The sequence below is a fragment of the Kitasatospora sp. NPDC058063 genome (genome assembly GCF_042885395.1).
Classification (GTDB): Bacteria; Actinomycetota; Actinomycetes; order Streptomycetales; family Streptomycetaceae; genus Kitasatospora; species Kitasatospora lactacystinica.
On record NZ_JBHVSD010000003.1, the window covers coordinates 171,493 to 188,487 of the forward strand.

The 16,995-nt window shown below is 74.0% G+C and carries 15 protein-coding genes; 7 read left to right on the forward strand and 8 right to left on the reverse strand.

Translation table 11 applies throughout. From position 1 onward, the window contains the following. Positions 1–23: 23 nt before the first annotated feature. From ACFVUY_RS07385 to ACFVUY_RS07395, 3 genes are all read left to right on the forward strand, one after another. Positions 24–3,941: an amino acid adenylation domain-containing protein gene (locus ACFVUY_RS07385; protein WP_387728019.1), complete on the forward strand. Its 3,918-nt coding sequence runs from the start codon at positions 24–26 to the stop codon at positions 3,939–3,941. Between the two features lie 115 nt (positions 3,942–4,056). After that, positions 4,057–4,296, forward strand: coding sequence for a hypothetical protein (locus tag ACFVUY_RS07390; RefSeq protein ID WP_380348989.1), 240 nt, complete (start codon positions 4,057–4,059; stop codon positions 4,294–4,296). Positions 4,297–4,488: 192 nt separating this feature from the next. Beyond that, positions 4,489–4,779: a muconolactone Delta-isomerase family protein gene (locus ACFVUY_RS07395; RefSeq protein WP_387688045.1), complete on the forward strand. Its 291-nt coding sequence runs from the start codon at positions 4,489–4,491 to the stop codon at positions 4,777–4,779. Between the two features lie 9 nt (positions 4,780–4,788). Here ACFVUY_RS07395 and ACFVUY_RS07400 read toward each other — a convergent pair whose 3' ends face one another. The 4 genes from ACFVUY_RS07400 to asnB all read right to left on the reverse strand — a co-directional run bounded on the left by ACFVUY_RS07400 (position 4,789) and on the right by asnB (position 10,313). Next, entirely contained in the window at positions 4,789–5,256 is a 468-nt protein-coding gene (locus tag ACFVUY_RS07400; RefSeq protein WP_387688043.1) for a hypothetical protein, read from the reverse strand. Between the two features lie 129 nt (positions 5,257–5,385). After that, positions 5,386–6,855 (reverse strand): pyridoxal phosphate-dependent decarboxylase family protein, encoded by a 1,470-nt coding sequence (locus ACFVUY_RS07405; RefSeq protein WP_387728021.1) that lies wholly within the window; start codon positions 6,853–6,855, stop codon positions 5,386–5,388. A gap of 158 nt (positions 6,856–7,013) precedes the next feature. Continuing rightward, positions 7,014–8,132 (reverse strand): hypothetical protein, encoded by a 1,119-nt coding sequence (locus ACFVUY_RS07410; protein ID WP_387728023.1) that lies wholly within the window; start codon positions 8,130–8,132, stop codon positions 7,014–7,016. A 330-nt stretch (positions 8,133–8,462) separates the two neighbouring features. Further along, positions 8,463–10,313 carry an asparagine synthase (glutamine-hydrolyzing) gene (gene asnB, locus ACFVUY_RS07415; protein WP_387728025.1) on the reverse strand — a complete coding sequence of 617 codons (1,851 nt, stop codon included), beginning with the start codon at positions 10,311–10,313 and terminating at the stop codon, positions 8,463–8,465. 216 nt (positions 10,314–10,529) lie between these two features. Here asnB and ACFVUY_RS07420 point away from each other — a divergent pair, with 216 nt between their 5' ends. Together ACFVUY_RS07420 and glmS are read left to right on the forward strand one after the other, a co-directional pair. Further along, the gene (locus ACFVUY_RS07420; RefSeq protein ID WP_359898466.1) at positions 10,530–10,805 is read left to right on the forward strand and encodes a hypothetical protein; all 276 of its coding nucleotides are present in this window, start codon (positions 10,530–10,532) and stop codon (positions 10,803–10,805) included. Between the two features lie 45 nt (positions 10,806–10,850). Then, positions 10,851–12,677, forward strand: a complete 1,827-nt coding sequence (gene glmS, locus ACFVUY_RS07425) for a glutamine--fructose-6-phosphate transaminase (isomerizing) (protein ID WP_387688034.1) — start codon at positions 10,851–10,853, stop codon at positions 12,675–12,677. A 119-nt stretch (positions 12,678–12,796) separates the two neighbouring features. Here glmS and ACFVUY_RS07430 read toward each other — a convergent pair whose 3' ends face one another. The 3 genes from ACFVUY_RS07430 to ACFVUY_RS07440 all read right to left on the reverse strand — a co-directional run bounded on the left by ACFVUY_RS07430 (position 12,797) and on the right by ACFVUY_RS07440 (position 14,741). Next, a complete protein-coding gene (locus ACFVUY_RS07430) occupies positions 12,797–13,708 on the reverse strand; it encodes a glutaminase (RefSeq protein WP_380540712.1) in 912 nt (303 codons plus the stop codon). Between the two features lie 200 nt (positions 13,709–13,908). Continuing rightward, the gene (locus tag ACFVUY_RS07435; RefSeq protein ID WP_387688032.1) at positions 13,909–14,607 is read right to left on the reverse strand and encodes a DUF3152 domain-containing protein; all 699 of its coding nucleotides are present in this window, start codon (positions 14,605–14,607) and stop codon (positions 13,909–13,911) included. After that, the gene (locus ACFVUY_RS07440) at positions 14,604–14,741 is read right to left on the reverse strand and encodes a hypothetical protein (protein ID WP_387688030.1); all 138 of its coding nucleotides are present in this window, start codon (positions 14,739–14,741) and stop codon (positions 14,604–14,606) included. Before ACFVUY_RS07440 ends, ACFVUY_RS07435 begins: the two co-directional genes overlap by 4 nt. Before the next feature lie 351 nt (positions 14,742–15,092). Between ACFVUY_RS07440 and ACFVUY_RS07445 the strand changes: the two genes are divergently transcribed. Continuing rightward, complete coding sequence (locus ACFVUY_RS07445; RefSeq protein WP_359898470.1) at positions 15,093–15,308, forward strand: heavy-metal-associated domain-containing protein; 216 nt, start codon at positions 15,093–15,095, stop codon at positions 15,306–15,308. Positions 15,309–15,376: 68 nt separating this feature from the next. Here ACFVUY_RS07445 and ACFVUY_RS07450 read toward each other — a convergent pair whose 3' ends face one another. Next, positions 15,377–15,913 (reverse strand): DinB family protein, encoded by a 537-nt coding sequence (locus ACFVUY_RS07450; RefSeq protein ID WP_387688028.1) that lies wholly within the window; start codon positions 15,911–15,913, stop codon positions 15,377–15,379. 99 nt (positions 15,914–16,012) lie between these two features. Between ACFVUY_RS07450 and ACFVUY_RS07455 the strand changes: the two genes are divergently transcribed. Continuing rightward, positions 16,013–16,987 (forward strand): helix-turn-helix transcriptional regulator, encoded by a 975-nt coding sequence (locus ACFVUY_RS07455; protein ID WP_387728027.1) that lies wholly within the window; start codon positions 16,013–16,015, stop codon positions 16,985–16,987. Positions 16,988–16,995 lie beyond the last annotated feature (8 nt).

A 16,995-nucleotide genomic window follows, 5' to 3' on the forward strand; every position in this document is an offset into this window, starting at 1 on the left:
TCCACGTACCGAAGGCCGTTCCCATGCGTGACACCCCGTCCGTCCCCACCACCACCGACACCACCACCACCGCCACCCCCGTCGTCCCGCACGCCCGCCGCGCTCCGGCCGGCACCGCGCTCACCGGCCTGCTCGACCGGCAGGCGGGCCTGCGGCCGGACGCGCCGGCCGTGCTCGGCGCCGGCGGCGGCCTCAGCTTCCAGGAACTCGTCGGGACCGCCCGCCGGCTGGCCGAGCGGCTGCGCGGCCTGGGCGCCGGCCCGGACGGCTGCGTCGGCCTGTACGTCGAGCCGTCCGTCGAGCTGATCGCCGGAGCCTGGGGCGTGCTGTACGCCGGGGCCGGCTACCTGCCGCTGTCGCCCGAGTACCCCGAGGACCGGATCCGCTACATGATCGAGGACAGCGGCACCGGCATCGTGCTCACCCAGGCGCACCTGCGCGAGCGGCTGGCCGCGCTGGCCCCGGCCGGGACGGCGGTCCTCCCCTTCGAGGACGCCCCGCCGCCGCGGGACGCGGAGGGGCGGGAGCCCGTCGAACCGGAGTCGCTGGCCTATGTGATCTACACCTCGGGCAGCACCGGCCGGCCCAAGGGCGTGATGATCGAGCACCGCTCGGTGGTCTCCCAGCTGCACTGGATGCACTCCGCGGGCCACCTCGACCCCGAGGTCACCGTGCTGCAGAAGACCCCGATGAGCTTCGACGCCGCGCAGTGGGAGATCCTCGCCCCGGCGGTCGGCGCCCGGGTGGTGGCCGGCACCCCCGGCCTCTACCGCGACCCGGAGGCGCTGGTCGCCGCCGTCCGACGGCACGGGGTGACGGCGCTCCAGTGCGTGCCGACCCTGCTCCGGGCGCTGCTGGACACCGAGGGCTTCGCCGGGTGCACCGGCCTGACCCGGGTGTTCTCCGGCGGCGAGGCGCTCTCCCGGCGGCTCGCCCGCGACCTGGGCCGGGCCCTGCCGCAGGCCGCCCTGGTCAATCTGTACGGCCCGACCGAATGCACCATCAACGCCACCGCGCACCTGGTGGACCCGGCCGATCCGGCCGACGGCGCCGGATCGGTGCCGATCGGGCGCCCGGTGGCCGACACCGACTGCTACGTCCTCGACGAGGAGCTGGTGCCGGTGCCCGCCGGCGGCGTGGGCGAGCTGTACATCGGCGGCGTCCAGCTGGCCCGCGGCTACCTGAACCGGCCGGAGCTGACCGCGGAGCGGTTCGTCCGCTCCCCGTTCGCCCCCGGCGAGCGGCTGTACCGCACCGGCGACCTCGTGCAGTGGAACCCGGACGGCACCCTCCAGTTCGCCGGCCGGGTGGACAACCAGGTCAAGCTGCGCGGGTACCGGGTCGAGCTGGACGAGATCGCCCGCGCGATCGAGGAGCACACCTGGGTGCGCCGTGCGGCCGCCGTCGTCACCGGGGACGGCCGCACCGGGCACCCGGACCTGGTCGCCTGCGTCGAGCTCAACCCGCGCGAGGCCGCCCTGATGGACCAGGGCGTCCACGGCGGCCACCACCAGTCCAAGGCCAGCAAGCTCCAGGTCAAGGCCCAGCTGTCCGACCCGGGCCTGCGCGACCGGGACCGGCTGGCGGGCCGCGAGCGGGTCGAGCTGCCCGGCCGGAAGGAGACCGCGGCCCAGCGCCGGGAGGTCTTCGCCCGCAAGACCTACCGCTTCTACGACGGCGGCGCGGTCACCCGGGACGACCTCACCGCGCTGCTCGCCCCGCGCCCGGCCGGCACCTTCGGCCGTGACCCGGAGCTGCTGAGCCTGCCCGAACTCGGCCGCGTCCTGCGGTGGTTCGGCCAGTTCCACAGTGAGGAGCGGCTGCTGCCCAAGTACGCCTACGCGTCGCCCGGCGCGCTGTACGCGACCCAGCTGTACCTGGAGACCGGCGGCCTGGACGGGCTCGCGGCCGGGCTGTACTACTACCACCCGGTCGAGCACGTGCTGGTCCGGATCGGGCCGGCCGAGACCCGGGCCGAGGCCTGCCTGACGCTGCACTTCTCCGGGAAGCACGGCGCCGTCGAACCCGTCTACCGCAACAACATCCGGGAGGTGCTGGAGTTCGAGACCGGCCACATGCTGGGCGTCCTGGAGGAGGTGCTGCCCGAGTACGGGCTGGACGTGCGTCCGCTCGGCCTCGACCCGGCCGTCAAGGACCGGCTGGACGTCGCCGAGGAGGACCACTACCTGGGCGGCTTCGCGGTCGTCCGGGCCGGCGGCCCGGCCCGGACCGAGCGCACCGAGCTGTACGTCCAGGCCCACCAGGACCGGGTGGACGGCCTGCCGGGCGGCCTCTACCGGTACGCCGACGGCGAGTTGACGCGCGTCTCGGACGAGGTGGTGGAATCCCGGCACGTGATCGCGATCAACCAGGCCGTCTACGCCCGGGCCGCGTTCGGCATCACGGCCGTCGGCCGCGCCGAGGAGGAGTGGCTGGAGTACATCGCGCTCGGCGCGGTGCTGCACCGCCTCCAGCGCAACGGCCTGTCCCTGGGCTTCATGTCCTCCGGCTACAGCTCCAAGTCCGGCCACCCGCTGCCCGCTTCGCGGCGCATCGACGAGATCCTGGCCGGCCTCGGCATCACCCCCGGCCCGTCGTACTTCTTCCTCGGCGGCAGGGTGAGCGAGGAGCAGATCAGCAGCGAGGGCATGCGCGAGGACACCGTCCACATGAAGGGTCCGGCCGAGATCATCAAGGACGAACTGGCCACCCTGCTGCCCGACTACATGCTGCCCAACCGGGTGCTGGTGACGGACGCCCTGCCGCTCACCGCGAACGGCAAGGTGGACCTCAAGGCGCTGGCCGCGTCGGAGGCCGTCCGCACGGCCGACGCGCGCGGCGAGTACGTCGCCCCGGCCACCGGGTACGAGCGGTGGCTGGCCGAGGCCTGGGGGCGGGCGCTGAGGTACGAGGACGTCTCGGTGACGGACGAGTTCTTCGCCGTCGGCGGGAACTCGCTGATCGCCGTCGCCCTGGTCCACCGGATCAACCGGGAGTTCGGCATCGCCCTGCCGCTCCAGGTGCTCTTCGAGTGCCCCCGGCTGGGCGAGCTGGCCGCGCGCGTCGAGCGGGCGTGCGGCGAGGACGGCGCGGGCGGGGCAGGGGCCGCCGGTTCGCGGCTGATCCGGTTGCACCCGGGAGCGGCCGACCGGGCGGTGTTCTGCTGGCCAGGCCTGGGCGGCTACCCGATGAACCTGCGGCTGCTCGGCCGGGAGGCGAGCGGGGACCGGGCCTTCTACGGCATCCAGGCGCACGGCATCAACCCGGGCGAGACGCCGTACCCGACCATCGGGGAGATGGCCGCCGCCGACGTCGCCGAGCTGCGCCGGGTGCAGCCGCGGGGGCCGTACACGCTGTGGGGCTTCTCCTTCGGCGCCCGGGTCGCCTTCGAGGCGGCCTGGCAGCTGGAGCGGGCCGGGCAGCGGGTGGAGCGGCTGCTGCTGATCTGCCCGGGCAACCCGAAGGTGCGCCGGGCCGACGGCGAGCGGTGGGGCCGCGAGGCCTCGTACACCAACCCGGGGTACCTGACCATCCTGTTCGGGGTGTTCGCCGGCCGGATCGGCGGCCCCGAGCTGGAGCGCTGCCTGGCCGACACGGTGGACGAGCCCACCTTCGTGGCCTCCGTGCACCGGATGCTGCCGGAGCTGGACGAGGAGCTCATCCGGCGGATCACCGGGATCGTCGGTGAGACGTACGAGTTCGAGTACAGCTTCCGCGAACTCGCCGAGCGGCGGCTGGACGCGCCGGTGACCGTCTTCAAGGCCGCGGGCGACGACTACTCCTTCATCGAGGGCAGCACCGGCTACTCGGCGGCCCCGCCCACCGTGGTCGACCTGGCCGGCGACCACTACGGGGTGCTGCGGGAGCACGGGGTGGGCGAGCTGGCCGCCGCGATCCGGGAGGTGGAACGGACGGTCCCCGGGGAGCTCCCCGACCGCTGATCGGATGATGTGGACACGCTCACGGACGGCCCAGGATCCGTGAGCGGGGAAGCCCCTTCGGGTAGGGATGGCTCGGCTTTCCGCCGATCCCGACTCCCTACCGAAGGGGTTCCCCGTGTTCCAGAAGTCAGTACGGGCCGCCGCGTGTTGCGCGCTGCTCCTCGTCGCCCCGCTCGCCCTCGCCCAGCCGGCCGCAGCCGTCGCCTCCTCCACCGTCAACCCCTCCGGCAACCAGGGGCCCAAGACCCCGGAGGAGGCCGCTGCCTGCAAGTCCGTCACCAGCGCACTGCTCGGCGGCTTCGGCACGTTGCTCGGCAACGCCGTGTGCGTCGTGAAGCCTGCCGACCAGGGCTGAGCAACCACCCCCTCGCCGGTGCGTGCCCCGGGCGCGCACCGGCGAACCCCTGAGCGGAACCGGGGCCTCGGGGACAGCCGCGGGAGGGCCGCCGACATGGCGCCGGGCGGACGGCCGACGGACGATGAGGGGGCGGCGGAGCCCCGGTCCGGGAGGTGACCCGCCGGAACCTGCTGAGAACGGAGCCGTGCCATGCAGGAGTTCCTGGTCGAGATCACCACCGCCGTACCCGAGGGCACCGCCGAGGAGGAGGTCGACCGGCGGCGCGCCGCCGAGGCCGTCCGGGCCCGTGAGCTGGCCGCCACCGGCCACCTGGCCAGGCTGTGGCGCCCGGTCGGCGAACGGCGCAGCCTCGGCGTCTGGCGGGCGGCCGACGAGGCGCAACTGCGCGCGGAGGTGCTCGGCAGCCTTCCGATGTGGCCGTGGATGACCGCCGTGGTGACCCCGCTCGAACCCCACCCCAACGACCCTGGCCCGGCCTGAGGCGACGGCTCAGGCGATGCGGGTCGGCGCGTCCTGGAGGGTGTGGCCGGTGGTGGTCAGCAGCGCCGTCAGAACGGCCGGGGTCACCGAGTGCTCGGTGCGGAGGAAGAGCTCCTGGGGGTGGAGCGAGAGCAGGGTGATCCGGTGGTCGGCGAGGGTGGTGGGGGTGTGGGCGAGGACGGTGGTGCGGACGCGCCAGAGGGTGGTCGGGGGCGGGGCGTGCGGGGACACCCAGGCGTGCAGGAGGGTGACGGCGAGCAGGGCGAGGGCGGAGCCGACGAGGACGGCCGGGCCCTCGGGGCCGTGGACGACGACCTTCGCGATCAGGTCGGCGGCGGTGACGGAGAGGAAGACGGCGGCGAGTTCGACGGTGTCACGGCGCCAGTGACGGGTGCGGCGGGCGCGGGGACCGGCGGGGGCGCGGAAGGCGTCGGGGGCACCGGGGGCACGGCGGGGAGAGGGCTTCGAATGCTCCATGCCGCCACCGTGCCCGACCGGTGTTTCCCGGTCGGGCATCCGTCGTGACCAGCTGGTTACGGTCCGGGCCGGGCTGTTACGGGAGGAACGCGCGGGGCCGCCCCGGGGGGCCGGACGGCGTCCGGCGGCCTACCGGAGCAGCTCGCGGGCCGCGGCCCTGACCTCGGCGAGCAGGAGGTGGAGGTCGGCCTCCGTCGTGGCGGCGTTGAGGAGGCAGGCGCGGAGCATCTCGGCGCTGCCGAGGCGGGCGCCGGTGACGAAGACCCGGCCGCGCCGCTGGACGGCGGCGGGGAGGTCGCGGTTGAGGGTGTCGCGCGCGGCCTCGTCCAGGCCGGGGGCGCGGTGGCGGAACGCCACGATCGAGGTCTGCACCTCGGCGAGCAGCTCCAACTCCTCGTCGGCCTGGACGAGTTCGCCGAGCCGGCGGGCCAGCGCGGTGCACCGGGCGATGTCCCGGGCGAGGCCGGCGCGGCCCTTGTGGGCGATGGTGGCCCAGACCTTGAGGGCCCGGAAGGGGCGGGTCTGCTCGGTGCCGTACTCGGAGAACCAGCCGAGCGCGCCGGCCGCCTCGTCGCGCAGGTAGGACGGGACGAGGCTGAAGGTGCCGCGCAGTTCCTCGGCGTCGCGGACCAGCGCGCAGCCGCAGTCGACCGGGACGCCGAGCCACTTGTGCGGGTCGAGGGCGAGCGAGTCGGCCCGCTCCAGGCCGGCGTAGCGGTGGGCGATGGCCGGGTCGAGCCGGCCGAAGGCGCCGTACGCGCCGTCGACGTGCAGCCAGAGGCCCTGCTCCTCGCAGAGGTCGGCGATCGGGCCGAACGCGTCCACCGCGCCGGTGCCGACGGTGCCCGCCGAGGCGACGACCAGGAAGGGCAGCAGGCCGGCCGCGCGGTCGCGCTCGACGGCTGCCCGCAGGTCGGTGGTGTCCAGCCGGCCGTCGGGGCCGGAGGCCACGGTGCGCAGGTGCCTGCTGCCGAGGCCGAGGAGTTCGGCGGCCTTGCGGACGCAGGAGTGGGTCTCGCCGGTGACGTAGCCGACCAGCGGCGGCAGGCCCGCCAGGCCCTCCTCGCGGACGTCCCGGCCGGCCCGCCGGGCGGCCCGGTCGCGGGCGGCGGCGAGGCAGACGATGGTCGCCATCGAGGTGCCGGAGGTGAGCAGGCCGCCGCCGGCCGGGTGCGGGAAGCCGACCAGTTCGGCCGTCCAGCGGACCACGGCGCGCTCCAGATGGACGTCGGCGTGGTCGCCGCCGGCCGAGCTGGGGTTCATCGCGGAGGCGGCGAGGGTGGCGAGCACCCCGGCGGGGGCGGGGGCGGAGTTGACCCAGCCGAAGAAGCGCGGGTTGCCGTTGCCCATCGGGTACGGCAGGACGTCGCGTCCGATGGCGCCGATCAGCTCGTCGAGCGGGCGGCCCTCCGTGGGCAGCGGGGCGTCGAGCAGGGCCCGGCGGGCGGTCTCGTCCATGGGCTGCCAGACCGGGCGGCCGGGCAGTTCTGCGAGGTAGTCGGAGACCAGGTCGGCGGTGGCGTGGGCGGCGCGGCGGAAGTCGGTGCCGGGGAGGTCGGCGCCGGGGAGGTCGGTGCCGGGGAAGTCCTCGGTGGTCATGGCGTGCTCCAGGGAGGCCGGGGGACGGGCTGGGCGAGGCGCGGCGTCCTTGGCGCACCCTGATCAGGCGATGATCGGGCGATCCTACGCATGAGGGCCCGCGCCGTGCGGCGCGGGCCCTCGTACCGGGACCGGGTGTCGGTCGGGATACCGGGGTGTCAGTCCAGCGAGCCGGACAGGCCGCTCGCCGAACGGCAGTAGCCCTGCATCTCCTTGTTGGTGATCTTGGCGCAGAGCCGTCCGGCCGCGCCCCCGTCGGTGTAGTTGACCGTGTAGTAGCTGACCAGGCCCTCGGCGCAGGCCTTGCGCTGCCAGCCGTCGGCGGCGGTGGCGCACTGCTCGGCCGCCCAGTCCTCGCGGTCCAGGTTGTACTTCATGGTGCGCGAGCCGACACCGCGGCTGCAGTCCACCGACCCGCCGCTCGCCTTGCCGTTGAGGCACCACTTGAGGGCCTCGGCGTAGACCTCGGGGTGGTTCGGGTAGTCGTGCGAGGACAGGAAGAAGGTCGGGGCGTAGAAGAAGCAGGCGGACTGGAACAGCGAGGGCTGGTCCTTGCACGGGTAGAGCGGGTCCTGGGCGAGCTTGTCGGCGGGCAGGTTGGCCTTGGCCAGCTCGTCCTCCTCGTCCGGGCCGAAGAGCTGCATGAACAGGCCCTCGGAGCAGCGGATCCGGTTCTGGTCGGAGGGGAACTTGTTGCACAGGTCGCGGGCCTTGGCGACGTCCTGCTTGACCACGAACATGGTGCCGTGGCCGACGCCGTGGATGCAGGGGCCGCTGTTCTTGGGCGCGCAGAGCTTGAGCAGGTCGGTCTCGGGCTGGGCGGAGGCGTTGAGCATCTCCTCGACCGCGCCGTGCAGGTAGCCGGCCGCGCAGGTCTCGTGCGGGAAGGAGATGACCTTCTGGAAGTCGGCGTTGAAGCGCTTGACCGCCGCGTGGCCGAGCTCGTGCGCGATCGGGTGGCAGAAGCGCACGGTGTACGGCTTCTCCTTGGTGATCCTGTCGAGGTCGGCCAGGGCGACGCCGGGGTCGGTGGCGTCCATCTCGGCCATCAGCTTGTTGCGCAGCGTGGAGCGGGTCCACACCGCGGGGTCGCCGGTCGGGGTGGCGCTCGCGGGCCCGGCCGCGGCCGGCCGGGCGCCGGTGGCGGGGGCCCCGGGGGCGACGGCGGCGGGGGCCGCGCCGGACGCCGCGGGCGACCAGTCGGTGACGGCCACCGATCCCAGGCCCAGGACGCCCAGGAGCAGGGCGGTGAGAATCGCGAAGACTCGCGGCTGCATGACGGGATCCCCCGGCGGATCGAGGTGAACGTTTCGCTCCCATCCTGACGGCAGATGAGCGGTTAATCCGCGAATTCGCCCGCCATTCGGGAGGTGTCGGCGACGCTATCGCACGGTCGGACCGCCGGGACCGGCGGGATGCTCCCCCTCACAATCACCCGGACGGAGTATGGGGGCGCGGGCGCGGGCCACTGCGCCGTCCGAGTGGTGGTACCCGCGCCCCGGTGCCCCGCACGCCGCCGTTCGGGGGCTCCGGCGTCCTCCTCGCGCCGCCGTTCCGGGGCTCCGGCGCTCACGGCCCCGGTGGTCGGGGTGCCGCGCTGCGACCGTTCACAGCTCCAGCGTCACCTGGTAGTCCGTCAGCCAGGCGTCGAAGTCCAGTGCGAGGTCGACGGCCAGCCGGACGGACTGCGGGTCGGTGTCCGGGGCGAGCGCGTCGGCGAGGCGCCGCCGGTCGAGCAGGTCCAGGGCCGGGGAGGTGCGCTCGGCGGCGAGCCGGGCGAGTTCGGCGCGCAGTTTCGCCGGGTAGTGGGGGTCGGTGGTGACCGGGTACGGGCTCTTCGGCCGCTCGGCGACCGCGGTCGGCAGCACGTCCCGGACGGCGGCGCGCAGCAGGCTCTTCTCCCGTCCGTCGAAGGACTTCATCGCCCACGGGGCGTTGAAGACGTACTGGACCAGCCGGTGGTCGCAGAACGGCACCCGCACCTCCAGCCCGTTGGCCATGCTCATCCGGTCCTTGCGGTCGAGCAGGATGCAGACGAAGCGGGTCAGGTTGAGGTACGAGATCTCGCGCATCCGGCGTTCCACCGGATCCGCCGCCGGCAGGTGCGGGACCTCGGCGATCGCGTCGCGGTAGCGGGCCCTGCGGTAGCCGTCCAGGTCGAGCTTGCGGAGCAGCTCGGCGTCCAGGAGGTGTTCGCGTGGGGTGGCCCCGCCGCCGGCGATGCCGGTGAGGCCGAGGGCCCAGGGGAAGTCCTCGACGGCGACGGTCTTCGGGTCGTGGAACCAGCGGTAGCCGCCGAAGAGCTCGTCCGCGGACTCGCCGGACAGCGCGACCGTGGAGTGGCGGCGCACGCCTCGGAAGAGCAGCAGCAGCGAGGTGTCCATGTCGCCGACGCCGTTGGGCAGGTCACGGGCGCGCAGCACGACGGAGCGCCGGGACGGGTCGGTCAGGTCGGCGGCGTTCAGCTCGACGACGCTGTGGTCGGCGCCGACGTGCGCGGCGAGCAGCCGGGCGAACGGGCCGTCCTGGGTCTGCCGGACGTCGTTGGCGTGGAAGGTCTCGCTCTGCCCGGCGAAGCCGACGGAGAAGGAGCGCACCGGGCCGGCCCCGGCGGCGCCCAGTGTCCGGGCGGCGAGGGCGGTGACGGCACTGGAGTCCAGGCCGCCGGAGAGCAGTGAGCAGAGCGGGACGTCCGCCTCCAGCTGGCGGTGCACGATGTCGTCCAGCAGGGCCCGGACGGTGGCGACGGTGGCCTCCAGGCTGTCACGGTGCTCGCGTGCCTCCAGCGCCCAGTAGCGGCGGACCGACAGGCCCTCGCGGCGCACCCGGACGACGTGCCCGGGCCGGACCTCGTGGATGTCCCGGTACGGGGTGAGGCCGGGGGTGCGGGTGTAGCCGAGCAGTTCGCGCAGCCCGTCCAGGTCCACCACCGGGCGGACGGCGGGGTGGGCGAGCAGGGCCTTGACCTCGGATCCGAAGATCACGCCGTCCGGGGTGCGGTGGTAGTACAGGGGCTTGACGCCCATCCGGTCGCGGACCAGCAGCAGCTCCTCGCGCCGGACGTCCCAGACCGCGAAGGCGAACATGCCGTTGAGCCGCTCGGCCAGGTGCTCGCCCCACTCCAGGTAGGCGCGCAGCACGACCTCGGTGTCGCTGCGGGTGCGGAAGCGGTGCCCGGCCGCCTCCAGTTCGGCGCGCAGTTCGCGGTGGTTGTAGACCTCGCCGCTGTAGGTGAGCACGGCGAGCGTCCGGCCGTCGTGCTCGGCCGTCATCGGCTGGACGCCGCCCTCGATGTCGATCACCGCGAGCCGGCGGTGGCCGAGCGCGGCGTGCGGCTCCAGGTGGACGCCGCCGGCGTCCGGGCCGCGGCGGACCTGGGTGGCCGTCATCGCGTCGAGGACACCCCGTTCGGCGGTGAGGTCGCGCTCGAACGCGACCCATCCGGTGATCCCGCACATCAGCAAGCCTCCGGTCTTCCGCTTCGTGTTCAGGGGGTCACGCTACGTGCGGAGTTGGTGCCGCTTCAAGGGGCTTTCGGGAACGGGGGTGATCGGGTGGCCGTTCGGTGGTCGAATGTGAAGGAGGAGTGAAGCCAGTCTGAAAGTCGTAATGTCTGCCCGATTTCGGGCAGAAACTTTGGCTTCGGCGGGCCCGCCGACCTAGGCTCCTCACTCGTGCCGAGCTCACCCCACCCCCACGAAGACCTCCTCGCCCACCTCACCCGGACCAGCCCGCTCGGGCCCCGGGAGGCGGCGCGGGTCGTGGCGGAGGTGCTGGCGTACTTCTCCGAGAGCACCGAGGACTACGTGCGCCGCCGCCACACCGAGCTCCAGGCACGCGGACTGACCAATGAGCGGATCTTCGCCCGGCTCGCCGAGGAGCTGCCGCAGCGCCGGGTCTCGGCGCCGGAGCTCTCGGCCCGCCAGCTGCGGCGGATCGTCTACGGCTGAGCCCTCGTTCCCGACCTTCTGAAGACCTCGAAGAGGAGACCACGCATGTGCGGAATCGTGGCCTACATCGGCCCCAAGGATGCGACCCCCTTCCTGCTGGAGGGGTTGGCGCGGCTGGAGTACCGCGGCTACGACTCGGCCGGCGTCGCCGTCACCGGGCGCAGCGGCGGGATCAAGCTCCGCAAGGTGAAGGGGCGGGTCGCCGACCTGGCCGCCGCCGTGCCGGCCCGGTTCAAGGGCACCACCGGCATCGGCCACACCCGCTGGGCCACCCACGGCGTCCCCAGTGACGCCAACGCGCACCCGCACCTGGACAACGCCGAGCGGATCGCCGTCGTCCACAACGGCATCATCGAGAACGCCGACGAGCTGCGCGCCAAGCTCACCGCCGACGGCGCGGTGTTCCGCTCCGAGACCGACACCGAGGTGCTCGCCCACCTGATCGCCGCCAACGTCGCCGAGGGCGTCGAGCTGGAGGACGCGGTACGGGCCGCGCTCGCCCGGGTGGTCGGCACCTACGGCATCGCGGTGCTCGACGGCGAGCGGCCGGACCGGATCGTGGTCGCCCGCAACGGCAGCCCGATCGTGCTGGGCATCGGCGAGAAGGAGATGTTCGCGGCCTCGGACGTCTCCGCGCTGGTCCGCTACACCCGCCAGGTCGTCCACCTGGAGGACGGCGAGCTGGCCACCGTCCGGGCCGACGGCTTCCGCACCTTCACCGCGGACGCCCGCACCACGCACCGCCAGCCGTCCACCGTGGACTGGGAGGTCGACTCCTACGACACCGGCGGCTTCGAGCACTTCCTGCTCAAGGAGATCCACGAGCAGCCCGGCTCGGTCGAGCGCACCCTGAGCGGCCGGCTCGACGAGCGCTTCGCCACCGCGCACCTCGGCGGCCTCAACCTGGACGCCCGGGAGCTGCGCGAGATCCGCCGGGTGAAGATTCTCGGCTGCGGATCGGCCTACTACGCGGGCGAGATGGGCGCGCAGCTGATCGAGGAGCTGGCCCGGATCCCCGCGCACAGCGAGCCGGCCTCGGAGTTCCGCTACCGGAACCCGGTGATCGAGGCGGACACCCTGTACGTGGCGGTCAGCCAGTCCGGCGAGACCTACGACACGCTGGCCGCCGTCCAGGAGGTCAAGCGCAAGGGCGGGCGGGTGCTCGGCGTCGTCAACACCGTGGGCAGTGCTATCGCCCGAGAGTGTGACGGCGGCATCTACCTGCACGCCGGTCCGGAGGTCTCGGTCGCCTCCACCAAGGCGTTCACCTCCACCGTGGTCGCCTTCGCGCTGCTCGCCCTGCACTTCGGGCGCATCCACGACCTGTCGCCCGCCGACGGGCGCCGGATCGTTTCGGCGCTCCAGGCGCTGCCGGACCAGATCCGCGAGGTGCTGGAGCAGAGCGAGGCCATCGCCGGGCTCGCCGCCGAGTACGCCGACTCCACCGGCATGATGTTCATCGGCCGGGTGCGCGGCTTCCCGGTGGCCCGCGAGGGCGCGCAGAAGCTCAAGGAGATCTCCTACGTCCACGCCGAGGCCTACCCGGCGAGCGAGCTCAAGCACGGCCCGCTGGCGCTGATCAGCCCCGAACTGCCCACCGTGGCACTGGTTCCGGACGACGAGCTGCTGGACAAGAACCTGACCACGCTCGGCGAGATCAAGGCCCGCTCCGGGCGGATCATCGCCGTCGCCCACCGGCGGCCGGAGGAGAAGCTCGCGGACCACTGCATCCTGGTGCCCAAGAGCGAGCCCGAACTGGACCCGCTGCTGCTCAACATCCCGCTCCAGCTGCTGGCCTACCACGCCGCCGTCGCCCTCGGCCGCGACGTGGACAAGCCGCGCAACCTGGCGAAGAGCGTGACGGTGGAGTAGGGCCCCTCACGGCGAGCGCCCCGGGAGCGGGGCGCTCGCACCGGACCCGCGGGTCCCGGTCGCTGTGCGGACGGCCGGGGCCCGCGTCCTCTCCTTGCGTGCTCTCGGATCGCGTGCGTTCAGAACACCGAGCACCCGGAGAGGGTGGTCAGGGTGTCCAGGGCGGCGACCGCGGCGACGGAGTTGCCGGCCTGGTCCAGGCGAGGGCCCCAGGCGCAGACGGCGGCGCGGCCGGGGAGTATGGCGAGGATGCCGCCGCCGACGCCGCTCTTGCCCGGCAGGCCCACGCGGAAGGCGAACTCGCCGGCCGCGTCGTAGGTGCCGCAGGTGAGCAGGACGGCGTTGATCCGCTTGGTCTCGCTGCGGGACATCAGCCGGGTGCCGTCGGCGCGCACGCCGTAGCGGGCGAGGAAGGAACCGGCCAGCACCAGGTCGCGGCAGCTGGTGGCCACGGCGCAGTGGGCGTAGTAGTGCTCCAGCACGGTCTCGACCGGGTTCTGCAGGTTGCCGTGGCTGGCGATGAAGTGGGCCAGCGCGGCGTTGCGGTGGCCGTGTTCGGCCTCCGAGGCGGCGACCACCGGGTCGGTGTCGAGCAGCGGGTTGCCGGACTCGCGGCGCAGGAACTCCCGTACCGCGCCCGAGGCGTCGCCGGTCATGGTCTGGAGGCGGTCGGTGACCACCAGGGCGCCCGCGTTGATGAACGGGTTGCGCGGGATGCCGTGCTCGGTCTCCAGCTGCACCAGGGAGTTGAACGGGTTGCCGGACGGCTCGCGGCCGACGCCCTGCCAGAGCGCGTCGCCGCCGTACGCCACCGCGAGGGCGAGCGAGAACAGCTTCGAGACGCTCTGGACGGAGAACGGCCGCTCCCACTCCCCGACGCCGTGCAGCTCCCCGTCGACGGTGGCGACGGCCATGCCGAAGGCCTCCGGGTCGGCGGTGGCGAGGGCCGGGATGTAGTCCGCCACCCGGCCCCGGCCCGCGGTCGCCCGGGCGGCCGCCTCGGCGGCCTCCAGCAGCACCGGCCAGTCCAGGATCTCCCCGCCGGGCACACCGTTCAACGCTTCTCCTCCACCGGCACCGACCGCGGACAGCACCGGGACCGGCAGCGGACACCGGCGGGACCGGCTGCGGACACGGGCGGGACCGGTCGCGCGGTGCGGGGGCGTCCGGTCCGACCAGGATTATCCGTGTTCCGGACCCGGGCCCGGTACGGGGGTCGGGCGCGGGCGGGTCACGGCGCGTCGGTGGGCGCCTGGACGGGCGGGCCGGTGAGCAGGGTGCCGGAGTCCGAGTACGGCCGGCCGTTGGGGACGCAGCCGTGCAGCCCCTTGATCTGCTGCATCATCACCGGCGCCGGGGCGCCCGGGCCGGGGCAGTCGACGTGGCCGTTGCCGAGGATGTGGCCGACCTCGTGGTTGACGGCGAGCGCGTGGTACAGCTCGGGCCGGCCCTGGTAGAACTCGGACAGCTCGGTCCAGCGCTTGAGGTTGACGACCACCTGGTGGGTGACGCCGCAGTTCACCCAGCCGCCGGTGTCCAGCCCGTACTGGCCGCAGATCCGGTCGGTGGACCTCGGGGTGGCCAGGTAGACGGTGAAGTCCACCGGGTCCGCGGGCACCCGCTGGAACGAGACCGTGCCGCCGGCCGCCCAACCGCGCCGGACGTCGCCCAGGACGGCGTCCACCTCGGCCGCGAACTGCTCCGGGCTCTCCGCGATCCCGTCCTCCACCCGCACCTTGTAGCGGTAGAGGCGCTCACCGGTGCCGAAGCGGGCCGAGCCGCCGGACGCGGTCGTGAACGCCAGCCGGTCCCCGTCCCCGCCGCTCCACGGCTGCCACCAGAGCAGCCCGGCGGTCAGCGCCGCGGCCAGCGCGAGGGCGAGCGCGCCGTGCCGGGGCTCGCAGCGGCGGAGCCGCGCGAGCGCCCTCAACGGCCCGCTCCCGCCGCGTCCGGGTGCGCGCGACAGGCCTCGGCGAGGCGGGCGGACCAGCCGCGCGGGGCGTCGTGGGTCATCGGGAGGGCGGTGGTGTCCGGTCGGTCGTGGATCGGGGCCAGGGTGGACATGGCGGAGGTGCTCCAGGACGGGATCGGCGGGCCGCGGCGGCCGATCGTCGGCCGGGCCGTCGCCCGGTCGTGCGAAAGGGTGGTACCTGGAGGAACGGGACGGGGCGCGGCGGCGGTTCAGGACGTGGCGCACGCCACGGCCCGGGCCCTGTCGGACGGCAGGCCCGGGCGGTTCCCGGAACCGCTCGATGGTGTCACCCGGGCGGCGTGTCCCTCGGCGGCGCCGTCGGAATCGGGTGTCGTAGGGCGGGCGGGTCGACCCGTCCGGGTCGGTTCGTCGGAGTCGACGCGTCGGGTTCGACCCGCCCGGGTCGAGCCCGTCCCGTCCGGAACGCCATCGGAGGCGCCGTCATGTCCACCACCGCCGTATTCGCCGTCGACGGCATGAGCTGCGGCCACTGCGAGAAGACGGTCAGCGCCGGGCTCGCCGTCCTGCCCGGCGTCACCGACGTCAGTGCCGACGCGCCGAGCGGCCGGGTCACCGTGGCCTCCGCGCAGCCGCTGGACGAGGCGCTGGTCCGCGGCGTGGTCGACGGGGCCGGGTTCACCTTCGTCGGGCGGGCCTGAGGACGGCGGCGGGGCCCGTCGGGTTCGGCTGTCGCCGAGGGGCCCCGCCACCGTGCCGCGGGCCGGGCTCAGCCCATGCTCTTCGCGCCGTCCAGCGACTCCCGGATGATGTCGGCGTGACCGGCGTGCTGGGCGGTCTCGTTGGCGACGTGCAGCAGCACCCGGCGGGCCGACCACCGGGCGCCCCCCTCGAACCAGGGGGCCTTCGGCAGCGGCTGGGTGGCGTCCAGGTCGGGGAGGACCGCCACCAGCTCGTCGGTGCGGCCGGCCACCTCGGCGTAGTCCGCGAGGACGCCGGCCAGCGTCTCGCCGGGCAGCATCCGGAACTCGTCCGCGCGGCGGGCGAAGTCCTCCTCCGTCCAGCTGGTGAAGTCGGGCATCGCGGACGGGCCCTGCACGATGAACTCCGCCCAGAGCCGCTCGACGTTGGTCACGTGCTTGATCAGGCCGCCCAGACAGAGCTCGCTCGCACAGGTGCGCAGGCCGGCCTGCTCGTCGGTGAGGTCGCGGGTGGTGAAGCGCAGGAAGTGCCGCTGCTTCTCCAGGGCCGCCAGGAGGTCGGCGCGCTCGCCGGTCAGGTTCTGGGCTGCGGAGGTCGTGGTCATCGTCAAGGCCTTTCGTTCGGGTCCTGCTCCCTCGGACAAGAACAACGCTACGGACCATTGCGGCCACTTCCTGTCCTGAATCCCGGGGAGAATCGACGCATGGCGAACACCAGCACCCGGACGCTTCGACTGCTCTCCCTGCTCCAGACCCACCGGTACTGGCCGGGCGACGAACTGGCCGACCGGCTCGGCGTCTCCGTCCGCACCCTGCGCCGGGACATCGACCGGCTGCGCGAACTCGGCTACCCCGTCGAGGCGCAGCGCGGCGTCGACGGCGGCTACCAGCTGGCGGCGGGCGCGGCGCTGCCGCCGCTGGTGATCGACGACGAGGAGGCGGTGGCCCTCGCGGTCGGGCTGCAGGCGGCGGCCGAGAGCCCGGTGGAGGGGGTCGCCGAGGCCTCGGTGCGGGTACTGGCGAAGGTCGTCCAGGTGATGCCCGCCCGGCTGCGACGGCGGGTGGAGGCGCTGCGCGCGGTGACCGTCCCGGTGGACTGGGGGACGCCGACGGGCGCGGGCGTCGACCCGGACATCCTGACGGTGGTGGCGCTCGCCTGCCGGGACGACGAGCGGGTGCGGTTCTCGTACACGGCCGGCGACGGGCGCGGCACGGAACGGCACGTCGAACCGCACCGGCTGGTCTGCCTGAACCGCCGCTGGTACCTGGTCGCGTACGACCTCGACCGGGCCGACTGGCGCACCTTCCGCCTCGACCGGCTCACCGCCCCCTCCGGCAGCGGTGCCCGCTTCGCCCCGCGCACCCTCCCGGCCGCCGACGCGGCCGAGTTCGTCCGCGCGGGCCTCAACGGCATACCCCGGCCGCACCTGGTGGAGGCGCTGATCGAGTCGCCGGCGGAGCACGTCCGGGCCAGGGTCGGCCGCTGGGCCACCGTGGAGCCCGTCACCCCGGACCGCTGCCGGCTGCGGATGACCGCCGACTCGCTCGACTGGCCCGCCATGGCCCTGGGCTCGCTCGGCGCCGAGTTCCAGGTGCTCGCCCCGGACGCGCTGCGGAGCCTGCTCGCCGAGTGGAGCGCCCGCTTCGCCCGCGGCGCGGGCGGCGCGGGCGCGGAGTAGGGAGAAGC